The sequence below is a fragment of the Verticiella sediminum genome (genome assembly GCF_007558815.1).
In the GTDB taxonomy this organism is placed as follows: domain Bacteria; phylum Pseudomonadota; class Gammaproteobacteria; order Burkholderiales; family Burkholderiaceae_B; genus Verticiella; species Verticiella sediminum.
In genome coordinates this window covers 38,962-52,959 of record NZ_VLTJ01000041.1, presented here as the reverse complement: position 1 = coordinate 52,959, position 13,998 = coordinate 38,962, and the positions used below count along the sequence as shown (strand labels likewise).

14 protein-coding genes are annotated in these 13,998 nt (G+C 69.4%); 8 read left to right on the top strand and 6 right to left on the bottom strand.

Annotated elements, in window-relative coordinates; genetic code table 11:
- The first annotated feature begins 98 nt into the window (after window positions 1-98).
- The 3 genes from FOZ76_RS23860 to FOZ76_RS23850 all read left to right on the top strand — a co-directional run bounded on the left by FOZ76_RS23860 (window position 99) and on the right by FOZ76_RS23850 (window position 2,644).
- A complete protein-coding gene (locus tag FOZ76_RS23860; protein WP_143950800.1) occupies window positions 99-944 on the top strand; it encodes an EI24 domain-containing protein in 846 nt (281 codons plus the stop codon).
- Window positions 945-948: 4 nt separating this feature from the next.
- Complete coding sequence (locus tag FOZ76_RS23855) at window positions 949-1,746, top strand: competence/damage-inducible protein A (protein WP_143950799.1); 798 nt, start codon at window positions 949-951, stop codon at window positions 1,744-1,746.
- Between the two features lie 91 nt (window positions 1,747-1,837).
- Window positions 1,838-2,644: an IclR family transcriptional regulator gene (locus tag FOZ76_RS23850; protein ID WP_246129739.1), complete on the top strand. Its 807-nt coding sequence runs from the start codon at window positions 1,838-1,840 to the stop codon at window positions 2,642-2,644.
- A gap of 96 nt (window positions 2,645-2,740) precedes the next feature.
- Here FOZ76_RS23850 and FOZ76_RS23845 read toward each other — a convergent pair whose 3' ends face one another.
- Window positions 2,741-3,715, bottom strand: coding sequence for a tripartite tricarboxylate transporter substrate binding protein BugD (locus FOZ76_RS23845; RefSeq protein ID WP_143950797.1), 975 nt, complete (start codon window positions 3,713-3,715; stop codon window positions 2,741-2,743).
- A 474-nt stretch (window positions 3,716-4,189) separates the two neighbouring features.
- Between FOZ76_RS23845 and phaP the strand changes: the two genes are divergently transcribed.
- The gene (gene phaP / locus FOZ76_RS23840; RefSeq protein ID WP_143950796.1) at window positions 4,190-4,759 is read left to right on the top strand and encodes a TIGR01841 family phasin; all 570 of its coding nucleotides are present in this window, start codon (window positions 4,190-4,192) and stop codon (window positions 4,757-4,759) included.
- Window positions 4,760-4,897: 138 nt separating this feature from the next.
- Here phaP and FOZ76_RS23835 read toward each other — a convergent pair whose 3' ends face one another.
- From FOZ76_RS23835 to FOZ76_RS23820, 4 genes are read right to left on the bottom strand one after another with little or no spacing between them, the layout of a single operon-like run.
- The gene (locus FOZ76_RS23835) at window positions 4,898-5,929 is read right to left on the bottom strand and encodes a quinone-dependent dihydroorotate dehydrogenase (protein WP_143950795.1); all 1,032 of its coding nucleotides are present in this window, start codon (window positions 5,927-5,929) and stop codon (window positions 4,898-4,900) included.
- A 22-nt stretch (window positions 5,930-5,951) separates the two neighbouring features.
- Complete coding sequence (locus FOZ76_RS23830; RefSeq protein ID WP_143950794.1) at window positions 5,952-6,686, bottom strand: arginyltransferase; 735 nt, start codon at window positions 6,684-6,686, stop codon at window positions 5,952-5,954.
- The gene (gene aat, locus FOZ76_RS23825; RefSeq protein WP_143950793.1) at window positions 6,683-7,429 is read right to left on the bottom strand and encodes a leucyl/phenylalanyl-tRNA--protein transferase; all 747 of its coding nucleotides are present in this window, start codon (window positions 7,427-7,429) and stop codon (window positions 6,683-6,685) included. Before aat ends, FOZ76_RS23830 begins: the two co-directional genes overlap by 4 nt.
- A gap of 4 nt (window positions 7,430-7,433) precedes the next feature.
- Complete coding sequence (locus FOZ76_RS23820; RefSeq protein ID WP_143950792.1) at window positions 7,434-8,021, bottom strand: NUDIX hydrolase; 588 nt, start codon at window positions 8,019-8,021, stop codon at window positions 7,434-7,436.
- Between the two features lie 306 nt (window positions 8,022-8,327).
- On the opposite strand from FOZ76_RS23820, the gene FOZ76_RS23815 reads away from it, so the two are divergent.
- Genes FOZ76_RS23815 through FOZ76_RS23805 form a run of 3 tightly spaced genes read left to right on the top strand, consistent with a single transcriptional unit; the run spans window position 8,328 to window position 10,611 of the window.
- Entirely contained in the window at window positions 8,328-9,167 is an 840-nt protein-coding gene (locus FOZ76_RS23815; RefSeq protein WP_143950791.1) for an energy transducer TonB, read from the top strand.
- A 4-nt stretch (window positions 9,168-9,171) separates the two neighbouring features.
- The gene (locus FOZ76_RS23810) at window positions 9,172-10,104 is read left to right on the top strand and encodes a MotA/TolQ/ExbB proton channel family protein (RefSeq protein WP_143950790.1); all 933 of its coding nucleotides are present in this window, start codon (window positions 9,172-9,174) and stop codon (window positions 10,102-10,104) included.
- Between the two features lie 39 nt (window positions 10,105-10,143).
- Window positions 10,144-10,611 carry an ExbD/TolR family protein gene (locus tag FOZ76_RS23805; protein ID WP_143950789.1) on the top strand — a complete coding sequence of 156 codons (468 nt, stop codon included), beginning with the start codon at window positions 10,144-10,146 and terminating at the stop codon, window positions 10,609-10,611.
- 45 nt (window positions 10,612-10,656) lie between these two features.
- Here the strand turns inward: FOZ76_RS23805 and FOZ76_RS23800 are convergent, their stop codons facing one another.
- Complete coding sequence (locus FOZ76_RS23800; protein WP_143950788.1) at window positions 10,657-11,589, bottom strand: LysR family transcriptional regulator; 933 nt, start codon at window positions 11,587-11,589, stop codon at window positions 10,657-10,659.
- Window positions 11,590-11,699: 110 nt separating this feature from the next.
- Here FOZ76_RS23800 and metE point away from each other — a divergent pair, with 110 nt between their 5' ends.
- On the top strand, window positions 11,700-13,931 hold the full coding sequence (metE, locus tag FOZ76_RS23795; RefSeq protein WP_143950787.1) for a 5-methyltetrahydropteroyltriglutamate--homocysteine S-methyltransferase: 2,232 nt from the start codon (window positions 11,700-11,702) through the stop codon (window positions 13,929-13,931).
- Window positions 13,932-13,998 lie beyond the last annotated feature (67 nt).

Here is a 13,998-nt window from a genome sequence, read left to right as displayed (position 1 = left end):
GCCGCTGCGGCGGGCATCGGCGGCGCGCGCCCCGCCGCCGCCGCCGCCACCGCCGCGCCAGCATCATCGGGCCGTCTGCCCCGGAGTAAACTGCGTCCATGTCGAATCATTCCCCCACCCCGGCGAGCCGTGTCGGCGCCGTCACGCGGGCGTTCTCGCGCGCTGTGGTTTCGCAGATGCACCCGCGCATGCTGTTCGCGCTGCTGCTGCCTTTCCTCGTTGTGCTGTTGGGCTCGATCGCGCTCGTCTGGCTGTTCTGGGACGCGGTCGTGGCCTGGCTGGGCACGACGGTCTTCGAATGGCCGATGGTGCAGCAGGTCGACTCCTGGCTGGTCGCCGTCGGCCTCATCTCGCTGAAGCTGTGGCTCGCGCCCCTGCTCGCTGCGGCGATCCTGCTGCCGGCCTCGGGGATCCTGGGCGTGGCCATCGCAGCGGTGTTCGTCATGCCGTTGGTGCTGCGCCATCTCAAGCTCGGCCCCTATGCCGACGTGGCCAAGCGCGGCGAACTGGCGCTGGTGGCGAGCACCTGGAACGCGATCTGGGTCGTCAGCATCTTCTGCGTGGGCTGGCTCTTCACCATGCCGCTGTGGTTGCTGCCGCCGCTGGCCGTGGTCCTGCCCGTGCTGTGGTGGAGCTTCGCTTTCACCCGCATGCTGCGCCTGGACGCCACGGCCGATTTCGCCACGCGCGAGGAGCGGCGCGAGCTGCTTGCGCGCCACAATGCCGAATTCTGGATCATGGGCCTGATCTGCGCGCTGTTGAGCCTGCTGCCGCCGGCGTGGTTCTTTCTGCCCGTGTTCTCCTCGCTGTTCTTTGCGCACTTCGCCCTGGACGCGCTGCGGCGTCTGCGCGAGCGCGACCAGCCGCCGCCCATCGTGGACCTGACCGCTGCGCCCATCGCGCCGGTGGCCGGGCCCGCCGGCCGGCAATTGCCCAGGATGTGACATCATGCAGAGCAATGCGAAAGACAGGCGTATCGGGGTCATCGTCGTCGGCGACGAGATCCTTTCCGGACGGCGCCAGGACCAGCACGTGGCCAAGGTGATCCAACTGCTCGGCGCCCGTGGCCTGCAACTCGCCTGGGCGCAGATCGTCGGCGACGACGAGGACCTGCTGGTGCAGACCTACGAGCGCAGCTTCGCCTCCGGCGACATCGTGTTCTCCTGCGGCGGAATCGGCGCCACCCCGGACGACAAGACGCGCCAGGCGGTCGCGGCCGCGCTCGGCTTGCCGCTCGTGCTGCATCCGGAGGCCGAGGCGCTGATCGCGGCGCGCTGCGCCGACATGGCCGCCCAGGGTCAGGGTTCGGCCGACATGAGCACGCCGGAGAACCGCCAGCGCCTGCTGATGGGCGAGTTTCCCGAAGGCAGCGAGATCGTCGCCAACACCTACAACCGCATCCCCGGCTTCTGGATTCGCGACCATACGTTCGCCCCCGGTTTTCCGGTGATGGCCTGGCCGATGATCGAGGCCACGCTGGACACCCGCTATGTGGCCCTGCATCACAAGACGCCGCGGGTGGAGCACAGCTTCGTGGTCTACGGTCTGCCCGAGTCGCGCATCACGCCGGCACTGCGCGAGGTCGAGCAGCGCTGGGGGGTGCGCAGCTTCAGCCTGCCGAGCATGGGCTCGGGCGGCCGTGCGCACATCGAGCTCGGCGTGAAGGGCGATCCGGTCCAGGCCGCCGAGGCGCTGCAGTACCTGCGCGAACAGGCTGCCCGCCTGGGCGCCGAGTTCTCCGTGTGATGCCTGCAGCGCGGCGCAGGAGTCGTGGCAAGAAAGTCGCTTCGACCGTGGCCTGGCGCTACACTGTGCGCCATTCGCAGGTATGAGAACCATGTCCAGCCACCGTGCTCTAGCCACCGGATTGCCCGAAGTCAGCGCCCCACAGCCCCGGGTCGCGATCCAGGTACTGGATCGGGCCATGCGTCTCCTGGATGCGTTGGCCGATCGCTCCGGCCCCGTCACCCTGAAAGAACTCGCACTCGCGACGGATCTGCATCCGTCCACCGCGCACCGTATCCTCAACGATCTGGCCACCGGCAGGCTCATCGAGCGTACCGACAACGGCAGCTACAGCCTGGGCATGCGCCTGCTCGAGCTGGGCCATCTGGTCAAGACGCGGCTCGATGTGCGCGAGGTGGCGCTCGAGCACATGCGCCAGTTGCACGAACGCACGGGGCAGACGGTGAACCTGTCGGTGCGCCAGGGCGACGAGATCGTCTACATCGACCGCGCCTACAGCGAGCGTTCGGGCATGCAGGTGGTGCGCGCCATCGGGGGCCGCGCGCCCCTGCACCTGACGTCCACCGGCAAGCTTTTTCTCGCCGCCGCCGACGACCGCCAGGTTCGCGCCTATGCGGTGCGCACCGGGCTGGCCGGCAATACCCGCAACAGCCTGACCGACCTGGTCCTGCTCGAGCGCGACCTGGGCCTGGTGCGGCGGCACGGCTATGCGCGCGACAACGAAGAACTGGAATTGGGCGTGCGCTGCATCGCCGCGGGCATACGCGACGAATCCGGGAGGCTGGTGGCAGGGCTGTCGCTGTCGGCCCCCGCGAGCCGGCTCGAGGACGCCTGGCTCGACGATCTCATCGAGACCGCGAGCGACATCTCGCACGCGCTCGGTTATCACGGCGAGTAGGCCGCAGCGTCGGCCCCGCGGCCGGCAAAGCACCGAGGCCGCCCCACGGGGCGGCCTCGGTGTCATGCGGGCAAGGATCCGGTGTTCAGCCGCGGCTTACTGCGGTTCGACCCCTGCGTCCTTGAATAGCTTCTCCCATTGCGGCACTTGCTGCTGCACCAGGGTGGTCAGGGCCTGCGGATTGGCGTCATCGACCATCACCCGCGCGCCGAGCTCGGTCATCCGCTTCTGGAAGCTCTCGGATTTCATGGCCGTCTGCAGCGCGGATTGCAGCTTGTCCAGGACCGGCTGGGGCGTGCCCTTGGGCGCCCAGAAACCATGCCAGATACCGACCTGGAAGCCCTTGTAGCCCGATTCGTCCATGGTAGGCAGATCGGGCAGGGTGGGCACGCGCTCCAGGCTGGTCACGGCGTAGGCCTTGACCGTCTTGCCGGTGATCTGCGCGGTGGTGTTGGTGGTCTGGTCGCACAGCGTATCGACCTGCTTGCCGAGCAGATCCTTCATGGCGGGCGCCGTGCCGCCGTACGGCACGGTGAGCAGATCGAGCCCGAGCGCGCTCATCAGCATGGTGCCGCACAGATGCGAGGCCGCGCCCACGCCGGCGTTGGCCAGCGAGACCTTGTCCTTGTTGGCGCGCACGTACTCGACATACTCCTGGATGTTGTTGGGCGGGAAGTCCGAACGCGCGATGATGGTCATCGGCACGTCGACGACCAGGCCGATCGGCTCGAGATCCTCGACCTTGTACCCGGGGTTCTTGTAGAGCGATGGCGCGGTGGAGAAGCCGATGTGCATCAGCAGCACGGTATAGCCGTCGGGATTGGCGCGCGCGACGTAGGACGTGCCGAGCGTGCCGCCGGCGCCGCCCTTGTTCTCGATGATCACGGTCTGGTCCAGGGCGGGGCGCATCGCCTCGGCCAGGGCTCGCGCCACGCTGTCGGTCGGGCCGCCCGCAGCGAAGGGGACGACCATGTTGATCGGCCGGGCGGGATACTCTGCCGCGTGCGCGGCGAAGGTGCTCAGACCGGCGAGACCGAAGATGCCGGCTGCCAGGTAGGACTTCAAACGCATTGCCAACTCCTTGTAGGCGGTTTTCATCGCGACGGCGGCGCCGGGTGGTGCGCCGACGTCCTTCCATCGGGTGCGATGCTGAAAGCAAGCTGTCAGTGATGGAAGTATCAGGAGTCGCTGCGCGGCTGAATAGCGGGAATACCCTGTACCGGGCAGGGAAACGTCACGAAGCCTGCCTACTTTGCATCTGAATGCAACAACTCCCTGGGTGCGTCGACCCGGAACCATGGGATCGGGACAACGGTCGAGCCGGAAACCCGCGCCGTCATGCTGCGTCGCAATCACGAGAGGCCTGCGCGCACTCGCACGGCAATGTTCATTCCCATGTTGACATTGTGGCGAGCGTTGGTAGAATGAGCCTTGTGCAGTGCAGCAAAAATACCGTGCAGTCGCGCCGCATGCGCCGCCAGCCATCGCCCGAGCCGTAGTGGGCGACCACATTCAACGTAGCATCCCTCAACGAGGAGACCACGTATGTCCGCCGTCCCACCGCAAATCCTGGCCAACCAAAAAGCGTCGCTCGACACCCTACTCGCCATTCAAACGGCCGCCTTCAGCGGTTTCGAGAAATTGGTCGACCTGAACCTGCGCGTGGCCAAGGCGTCGTTCGACGAATCCGCGCAGAAAGCGCAAGAGATGATGTCGCTGGAAGATACCCAGCAGGCCTTCGCCTACGCCAGCTCGCTGGCCCAGCCCAGCGCCGACAAGTTGATGGCCTACAGCAAGCACGTCTACGACATCGTGTCCGGCGTGCAGACCGAGATCGCCAAGCTGGCCGAAACCCAGATGGCCGAAGGCCAGAAGCACTTCGCCGACGCTGTCGAGCAGTTCTCCAAGATGGCGCCCGCGGGTTCCGAGAGCGCGGTTGCGCTCATGAAGTCCTCGCTGGCCACTGCCACCTCCGCCTACGACTCGTTCTCCAAGGCGGCCAAGCAGGCTGCCGAAGTCACCGAGTCCAATATCAACGCTGCGGCCAACGCCACGTTCGAAGTGGCCGAGGCCGCCAAGCCGGCGCCAGCCAACCGCACGCGCCGCACTGCCTGAGGCTCGCGCCCGGTACGCTGACCAGCCGGTGACGCCAAAGCGGCACCACCGGCTAGCGCAATGAAAGGCCCCGTCGAAGACGGGGCCTTTCTCGTTTTCTGGCCGGAGCGCAGGCCGCGCCTGCCCGTCATTGCGCGCTCAGCGCTGCAGCGCGCGCACGCATTCGCGCACGAGGGCGGGGCCGTGGTAGATGAGGCCGGTGTAGAGTTGCACGGCGTCGGCGCCGGCCGCGATCTTGGCCTTGGCGTCGTCGCCCGAGAAGATGCCGCCCACCCCGATGATCGCGAGCGCCGTGCCGCTGCGCTCGCGCAGCCGGCCAATCACGCGCAGGGACTTCTCGTGCACGGGCCGGCCCGACAGCCCCCCCGCCTCCTGGCCGTGCGGCAGGTTGGTCACGGCTTCGCGCGAGAGCGTCGTGTTGGTCGCGATCACGCCCTCCACTCCCAGGCGCGGCAGGGTATCGGCGATGACGTCGATCTGCTCGTCGTCCAGGTCGGGCGCGATCTTCACCAGCAGCGGCACGTGGCGGCCATGCTCGTCGGCAAGCGCCAGCCGCGTGTCGCGCAGCCGGCCGAGCAACTGCTCCAGCTCGTCGCCGGCCTGCAGTGCGCGCAGGTTCTTGGTGTTGGGCGACGAAATGTTCACCGTGATGTAGTCCGCATGCGGGTACACGCCGCGCATGCATGCGATGTAGTCGTCGGCGGCCTGCTCGATGGGGGTATCGGCATTCTTGCCGATGTTCAGCCCCAGCACGCCGCCTTGGCGCCGAAAGTCGCTCTTGCGCACGTTGGCGATGAAGGCGTCCAGGCCGTGGTTGTTGAAACCCAGCCGGTTGATGAGGGCGCCGGCCTCGGGCAGGCGGAACATGCGCGGCTTGGGGTTGCCGGATTGCGCGCGCGGCGTGACCGTGCCCACTTCCATGAAGCCGAAGCCCAGGGTGCCCAGGGCGTCGATGAATTCGCCGTTCTTGTCCAGGCCGGCCGCCAGGCCGACCGGGTTGCGCAGGCGCAAGCCCATCACGGTCCTGGGGGCGAGCGGCACCGGGCCCGCGCAGCGGGTCAGCCCCAGGCGATGGGCGCGCTGCAGGTTCTTCAGCGTGAGTTCGTGGGCGGTTTCGGCATCCAGCGCGAACAGCGCCGCTCGGGCCAGCGGATAGGCATTGAAGATCATCGGTCTCGGAATCAGGGGGAAATCAGGGCGTATCGGGCACGAGTTCGCGCCAGGCGCCGTCCTGCAGCGCCTGGATCGGGCGAAACGCCGTCTTATACGCCATCTTGGGGCTTTGCGCGATCCAGTACCCCAGGTAGAGCCACGGTAGGCCGAGCTGGCGGCACTGCTCGATCTGCCAGAGGATGTTCCAGGTGCCCAGGCTGCCCGGCATGTCCGGCTCGTAGAACGTGTAGACCGACGACAGGGCATCGTTCAGCACGTCGATGATGGAGACCATCACCAGGCGCCGCTCGGCGTCGCGGAACTCGACCAGCCGCGTGTTCACGTGGGTGGCGAGGAGGAACTGCGCGTACTGTTCGCGGTTGTCCTGGTCCATGCCCCCGCCCGGATGCCGCGCCGCCTGGTAGCGCTGGTATAGCGCATAGTGTTCGGCCGACCAGGCCAGGCGCGCGACCAGCGGACGCAGGTCCTGGTGGCGCCGCCACGTCTTGCGCTGCGTGCGGCTGGGATCGAACAGCTCGACCGGGATGCGCACCGGCACGCAGGCGCGGCAGCCATCGCAATACGGGCGGTAGGTGAAGGTGCCGCTGCGTCGAAAGCCCGCGGCGACCAGCGCCGTGTAGGCGTCCGCGTTGACCAGATGGCTGGGGGTGGCGACCTGCGAGCGCGCCTGCCTGCCGGGCAGGTAGCTGCACGGGTAGGGAGCTGTCGCATAGAACTGCACGACCGAGAACGGGAGGGCTTGCAGGTGCGTCATGGCGAAGTCCATGATACCAGCGGGTGCCAGCCGCCGTCGGGGCGCAGCGTGCCGGGCGCCCACGGCGGTGGCGGCTGCGCCGCCGCCTGGCGCACATGGGCCAGGAAGTCGCTGCGCGCGATCGGGCGCGCACCCAGGCTCGCCAGGTGTGCGGTCTCCTGCTGGCAATCGATCAGGCCCACGCCGTGGCGCGCCAGCCAGCGCACGAGGCAGGCGAGCGCGATCTTCGAGGCGTCGCTCACGCGCGTGAACATGGATTCGCCGAAGAACATGCGGCCGATGCCCACGCCGTACAGGCCGCCCACGAGCTCGCCGTCCAGGTAGGTTTCGATGGAGTGAACGAAACCGGCCCGGTGCCACTGGAGATAGGCGTGCTGCATGGCAGGGACGATCCAGGTGCCGGGCTGCCCCTGGCGCGGCGCCGCGCAGGCGCGCATCACCGCGCGGCAGTCGGTGTCCATGCGCACCTGGATCGGCAGCCGGCCGCGCGCTATGCGCGAGAGCTTCTTGCGCAGCGAATGCGACAGCGCCATGGCGTCGGTGCGCAGCACCATGCGCGGATCGGGGCTCCACCAGAGAATCGGCTGGCCGGGCGAGAACCAGGGAAAGATCCCGTGCCGATACGCTTGCTCCAGGCGCGCCAGGCTCAGGTCGCCGCCCACCGCCAGCAGGCCCGCCGGGTCGTCGAGGGCGAGTTCGGGCGGCGGGAAGGGGGTGTCGGGGCCGAGCAGCGTCAGCGCCACGGCGTCAGGCGCGACGGGGAGGCAGCGAGAGATAGTGCACGCCGAAACTGCCGGCGCGCCGGTCGGCGAAGAAGCGCTCCAGGGTGATCGACACGGTGCGAAAAGCGATGTCGTCCCAGGGGACTTCCTCTTCGAGCGCCCAGCGCGCTTCCAGCGTCTCGGGGCCGGGCGCGAAGGCGCCGTCCACTACCTGCGTCAGGAAGAAGCAGTGCACCTGGTCGGCCTGCGGCACGTCGATCATGCTGAAGAGCGCGCCGGGTTCGGTCTGCAGGCCCGCTTCCTCGAGCGTTTCGCGCTGCGCACCCAACGAGGTGGTTTCGCCCAGCTCCATGAAGCCGGCGGGCAGGGTCCAATAGCCCAGCCGCGGTTCGATGGCGCGCTTGCACAGCAGCACGCGGTCTTCCCAGACGGGCACCGTGCCGACCACCAGCCGCGGATTCTGGTAGTGGATCGCGCCGCAGTTGTCGCAGACATCGCGCACGCGCGTGTCGTCGGGCGGAATGCGGCGCGTCAGCAGCGACCCGCACTGCGAGCAGTAGCGCTGCGTGCGCGGCGCGGGGAAGTAGGCGGGGGGGCTGGCGGGCTGATGCATGATGCGTCGCATTCTAAACGGGAAGCGGGGTGCTGTGCGGGGCGGCGCGCATGTGCGCCATGACCGCGGGTCGAGGCGCATGCGTTTGCCGACCGCCGGCGGGTCGGCGGGGGACGGATGTCAGGCTTTTCGCATAGCGCGGCTCACTGCGAATAATTCCTATTCATGTTATTCTCCGCGGATCGTTTTTCGCATCGGTCGCCGATGCGCGGGCGCCACGCCGCAGGCCCGTGCCATCGGTCGCGCCATGCGATCCATCGTTCCATCTCCCGCGCCGCGGCGTCGTCCGTCGGTCTGGCTGTATTCATGACCGTATCCAAAACCTGGGGTTCCCATACGTCCGCCGGCACGCGGGCGGCCGCCGCCGCGGCCGTGCTTGCTGTGCACGGTGGTGTGATTGCTGCGTTGATGATGGCCAGGCCCGAGCCGATGCTCATCGACGAGCCGCAAGTCGTGCAGATCCGCTTCGTCGAGATCGCCCCCGAGATCCAGCAGGTGCAGGCGCCACCCGCGCCCGAGCCCGCCCCGCCGGCGCCCGAGCCCGTGGTGGAACCGCCACCGCCGGAAACGCCGCCGGAGCCGCCGCCCCCCGAGCCGCCGCCCGAGCCCGAGCCGCCACCGCCTGAGCCCATACCTGAGCCGCCGCCTCCGCCGCCACCGGAGCCGCCGCCCAAGCCCAAGCCCAAGCCGCCCGAGCCCAAGCCGCAACCGAAGCCGCAGCCACCCCGGCCACAACCGCCGAGGCCGCAGCCGCCCGCGCCACAGCCCGCGCCGCCCAGCCCGATGCCGCCCGCCGGTACCCCGGATGCAGCGCAGCAGCGTTCGGCCGCGCCCGATCTGCCGCAAGCGCCGCGGGCCGATACGCCGCGCTTGGTGGGCACGGTGGACTACCTCGGCGAGCGTCCGACGCCGGATTACCCGCGGGCCGCCCGCCGCATGCGGGAAGAGGGCCGCGTGGTCGTGCGCGTGACGATCAACGTCAGAGGCACGGTCGACCGCGCGGTGGTGCAGCGTTCGTCGGGTTTCGATCGCCTGGACCAGGCTGCGCTGGCCGCCGCTCAGCAGACGCGCTTTCGCCCCTATACCGAAAACGGCGTTGCGTACGCTGCCATGGCCGATATTCCTTACGACTTCAAGTTGAGATAAAGACATGTCCGAACCGATCAGCAACGCCGTCCAAGAGGCGCCGTCTCCCTCAGCCGCGCCGGACGCCGGCATCTCTCCCGCCCAGGAGGCGCCGTCCCCCTCGGCCGCGCCGGACGCCGGCATCTCCCTGCCGAGCAGCGGCGGGCAGGACGGGCTGCCCGATCCGGCCGCCGAGGCGCAGGCACTCAACCAGTCGGCCGTGCCCATGACCCAGGCGCCCCAGCCCACCGATGGCATGGGCTTCATGCACTTCATCGAGCAGAGCGACATCGTTGGCAAGTCGCTGTTCGTGATCCTGATCGTGATGTCGATCGCGAGCTGGTACCTGATCGTGGTCAAAGGCTTCTCGAACATGGCCGTGAAGCGCCGTTCGCGTACCTTCCTCGACAAGTTCTGGCAGTCGTCCTCGCTGGCGGCCGTCGAGAACGAGATCGTGGCCCACGGCGCGCGCGACCCGTTCTCGCACCTGGCCATCCACGCCATCCACGCCCGCGACCACCACGCCAAGTTCGGCGCGGCCAAGCTCGAGGAAGCCGGCAGCGAGAGCGACTTCGTGATGCGTACCATGCGCAAGGTCATCGACGAGGAGACCGCCAAGGTCGAGAACGGCCTCACCGTGCTCGCCTCGGTGGGCTCGACCGCGCCTTTCGTGGGCCTGTTCGGCACGGTGTGGGGCGTGTATCACGCCCTGGTCGGGATCGGCATGGGCGGTGGCGCCACCATCGACCGCATCGCCGGCCCGGTGGGCGAGGCCCTCATCATGACCGGCCTGGGCCTGGCCGTGGCGATCCCGGCGGTGCTCGGCTTCAATGCCTTCGTGCGACGAAACCGCGTCATGCTGTCGCAGCTCGATGCTTTCGCCTACGACCTCTTCGCTGTGCTGACGACCGGTCGCCAGGTGGCCAACGAAGGGCGCGTGCGCTCGCTCCGCAACTGACGCAGCGCAGCGTCCCCATATCACGCGAGGAACATCCACATGGCATTCGGCGGACTGAACAGCGGGGGTGGCAGCGGCCAGCCTCAGGCCGAAATCAACATGGTGCCGCTGATCGACGTGATGCTGGTGCTGTTGGTGATCTTCATGATCACCGCGCCCCTGCTGTCGCACTCGATCGTGATCGACCTGCCGCAGGTGACGAGCCAGCAGGTCAAGGAAGATCCCGAAATCATCGACCTGGCGGTCGACGAGAGCGGGCAGATCTTCTGGAACGAGCAGCCGGTCGCGAAGGACGAGCTGCCGGCCCGCCTGCGCGAGATCGCCACGCGTCAGCCGCAGCCCGACCTGCGCCTGCGCGCCGACCGCAATACGCGCTACGAGTTGCTGGCCGAGATCATGGGTGATGCCACCCGTGCCGGCGTCAAGGGCCTGGGCTTCGTGACCACGCCGGGTGCGACCAAGCCCGCGGCGGATGCCCTGCCCGGCGCCGAGCAGCCGGCAAGCTGAACCCGGGTAGACGGATGCGGCCAGCCGCCGCATCCGCCCGGCGCCTCAGGCCGTCTCGGCCTCGGCCCGCGCGCGGATACCGCGCAGGGTGCGAAACGAGACGTCGCGCGCGACGCGCAGAAAGTCCTGCACATAGGGCGCCTCGCCATCCTCCACGCGGATCGCCGCATACAGGGTGCGCCACACGCCGGTACGTCCGAGCCGGCACGATTCCACCATCCCCCGTTCCACGTATTCCGTGAGCGCCCAGTTCGGCAGCGCAGCCACACCGCGTCCGCTGGCTACCAACTGCACGATCATGGGCGTGAGTTCGGCCGTGCGCACGGCGGCTGGCTCGACGTCGGCCGGGTCCAGGAAGGCGGTGAACACATCGAGGCGTGTACGCTCCACGGGGTAGGTGATGAGCGTCTGCCCGGCGAGCTGGGCCGGATCGATCGTCTTGCGTCGCGCCAGCGCGCTGCGCGTGGCCACGGCCAGCACGAGTTCGTAGCGGAACAAGGGGACGTAGCGCACGGCTTCGAGCGGTATCGGGTCGGAAGTGATGACCAGGTCCAGGTCTGCGCGCACGAGCGCGGGCAAGGGCGCGAAGGAGAATGCGGCCGACAGGTCCAGTGCCACTTCCGGCCACGCCTGGCGAAACGCGTCGAGCGCGGGCATGAGCCATTCGAAGCACGAGTGGCACTCGATCGCCATGTGCAGGCGGCCGACGCGGCCGGCGGCCAGGCGGCGAAGTTCGCGTTCGGTGGTTTGCACGCGGGGCAGCACCTCGTCGGCGAGGGCCAGCACGCGCAGCCCGGCGGTGGTGAAGCGCAACGGGCGCGTGCGCCGGTTGAGCAGCTTGGTGCCGAGGCGTTCCTCCAGTTCGCGCAACTGGTGCGACAGCGCGGATTGCGTCACGTGCAGGCGGTCGGCGGCATCGCTGAGCGTGCCGGCTTCGCGCACGGCCTGCAGCGTCTCCAGGTGGCGGATTTCTATCATGAGCAACGCTCATATTGATGATGCAAAGATTGATTTTGCCTCATGGCGTGCCGAACCCATAATGCCCCGGTTCTGCGCCGCCGCCGGCGCCTATCCGTTCGGAACCGCGCATGACCCTATTGCACAACCTCGGCTTTCCGCGCCTGGGCGCACGCCGTGAACTCAAGACCGCCCTCGAAGCCTACTGGGCTGGCGAAACCACGGTGCAGGCGCTGCAGGCCACCGGCCGCGCGCTGCGCGCGCGCCACTGGCAGTTGCAGCGCGAGGCCGGGCTGGATCGCGTGCCGGTCGGCGATTTCGCCTGGTACGACCAGGTACTGGAGTGGTCCGCGACGGTGGGCGCGGTGCCGGCCCGCTTCGGTGCGGACGCCGCCGCCCCGGTGACGCTGGACACGCTGTTCCGCATGGCCCGCGGCCGTGCGCCCACCGGCGCCCCCGCCGCGGCCTGCGCCAGCCGGGCCTGGTTCGCCACCAACTATCACTACGTCGTCCCCGAGTTGCAGCCGGGCCTGCGCTTTCGCCTGGCCTATGAGGGCCTGTTCGATCAGGTGGCCGAGGCGCTGGCGCTCGGCCATGCGGTCAAGCCGGTCATCCCGGGCCCGCTGAGCTGGCTGTGGCTGGGCGCAGGCGAAGCGTACGGCGCTGCCGACGATTCCGCCAAGCTCGCGCTGCTGCCCACGCTGCTGCCGGTGTACGCAACGGTGCTGGCTCGGCTGGCCGCTTTGGGCGTGGACTGGGTCCAGCTCGATGAACCGATCCTGGCGCTGGCGCTGCCATCCGTCTGGCGCGACGCCTTTCGCGGCGTCTACGGTCAGTTGCTCGACGCGCCGGTCAAGCTGCTGCTCGCCGCCGGGCCCGGCAGCCTGGGAGACAACCTCGCGCTCGCCTGCGCCTTGCCGGTCGCCGGCCTGCACATCGATGCCGTCCAGGCGCCCGGGCAACTGGAAGCGGCGCATGCCGCCTGGCCGCCAGACCGGGTGTTGTCGGCCGGTTGCGTCGACGGCGCCAACGTCTGGCGCACCGACCTGGCGCCCGTGCTCGAGCGTCTGCGCCCGCTCGCCCGGGCGCGTGGCGAGCGCCTCTGGCTGGCACCTTCGTGCTCGCTGCTGCACCTGCCGATGGACTTGGCGCAGGAGGACGCGCTCGACGCCGAACTGAAGCGTTGGCTCGCCTTCGCGCGCCAGCGTCTCGAAGAGCTGGCCGTGCTCGGCCGGGGCCTCGCCGGGCAGGACGTGCACGCAGCGCTGGCGGCGGCCCGCGCCGCGGTGGAAAGCCGGCGCACTTCGGCCCGTGTGCACCGTGCGTCGCTGCCGGGCGGGACGCATGCCGAGCCGGCACACCCGCGTCCACCCCGCGCCCAGCGGCTGCACGCGCAGCAGGCACGCCTGCCGTTGCCGCCCGCGCCGGCCACCGCGGTCGGCGCTTTTCCGCAGAGCGGCGCGCTGCGCCGTGCGCGGCGCGACTGGAAGGCCGGCGAGCTGACCGACACCGCCTACGGCAGGATCGTGCGCGCCGAGATCGAGCGCGCCGTGCGCGGCCAGGAAGACGCCGGGCTGGACGTGCTGGCGCACGGCGAGGCCGAGCGCAACGACATGGTGGAGTATTTCGGCGAGCTGCTCGCCGGCTTTGCCTTCACCCGGAACGGCTGGGTGCAGAGCCGCGGCTCGCACTGCGTGAAACCGCCCATTCTCTTCGGCGACGTGGTGCGCGCCGCACCCATGACCGTGGGCTGGACGCGCTACGCGCAGTCTCTCACCGCGCGCCCGGTCAAGGGCGCCCTGACCGGGCCGCTCACGCTGTTGCAGCGCGCCTTCGTGCGTGACGACCTGCCGCGTGCACAGCTTTGCCGGCAACTGGCGCTGGCGTTGCGCGACGAGGTGCGGGATCTGGCGCAGGCGGGCATTGCCGTGATCCAGCTCGAAGAGCCCGGCCTGTACCAGGGCCTGCCGTGGCAGCGCGAAGCGCGGGCGGCATACCTGGCATCGGCCGTCGATGCGTTTCGCATCGTCGCTTGCGGGGCGGACAGCGCCACGCGCATCCATCTGCATCTGGGCGCGGCGCACGCGCAAGCGCTGGCCGCCACGCTGGTGGCCATGGACCCGGACGTTCTCACCGTCGACGAGCCGGCTGGCACGACACCATGCGAGGATCGCCCCGACGCCGGCGCGCAGGCGGTGCGCGCAGCCGCCGCGCGGCTCGTCGCCGAACGGCGCTGGGAGGCGCCGCCGGGCGGTCTCAAGACCCTGGCCTGGACCGACGTGCCGGCGGCTCTGCAGGATGCCGTCCGGGCTGCAGCGGCCCGGCGCGAGGGCGGGGTGCCGGCGTCGCAGGCCGTGGCCTGAAGACGGCATGCCGGCGGCAGCCGGTGGCCGCCGGCAGCTTCGCCCGCACAACGACGAAAGGGCCTTG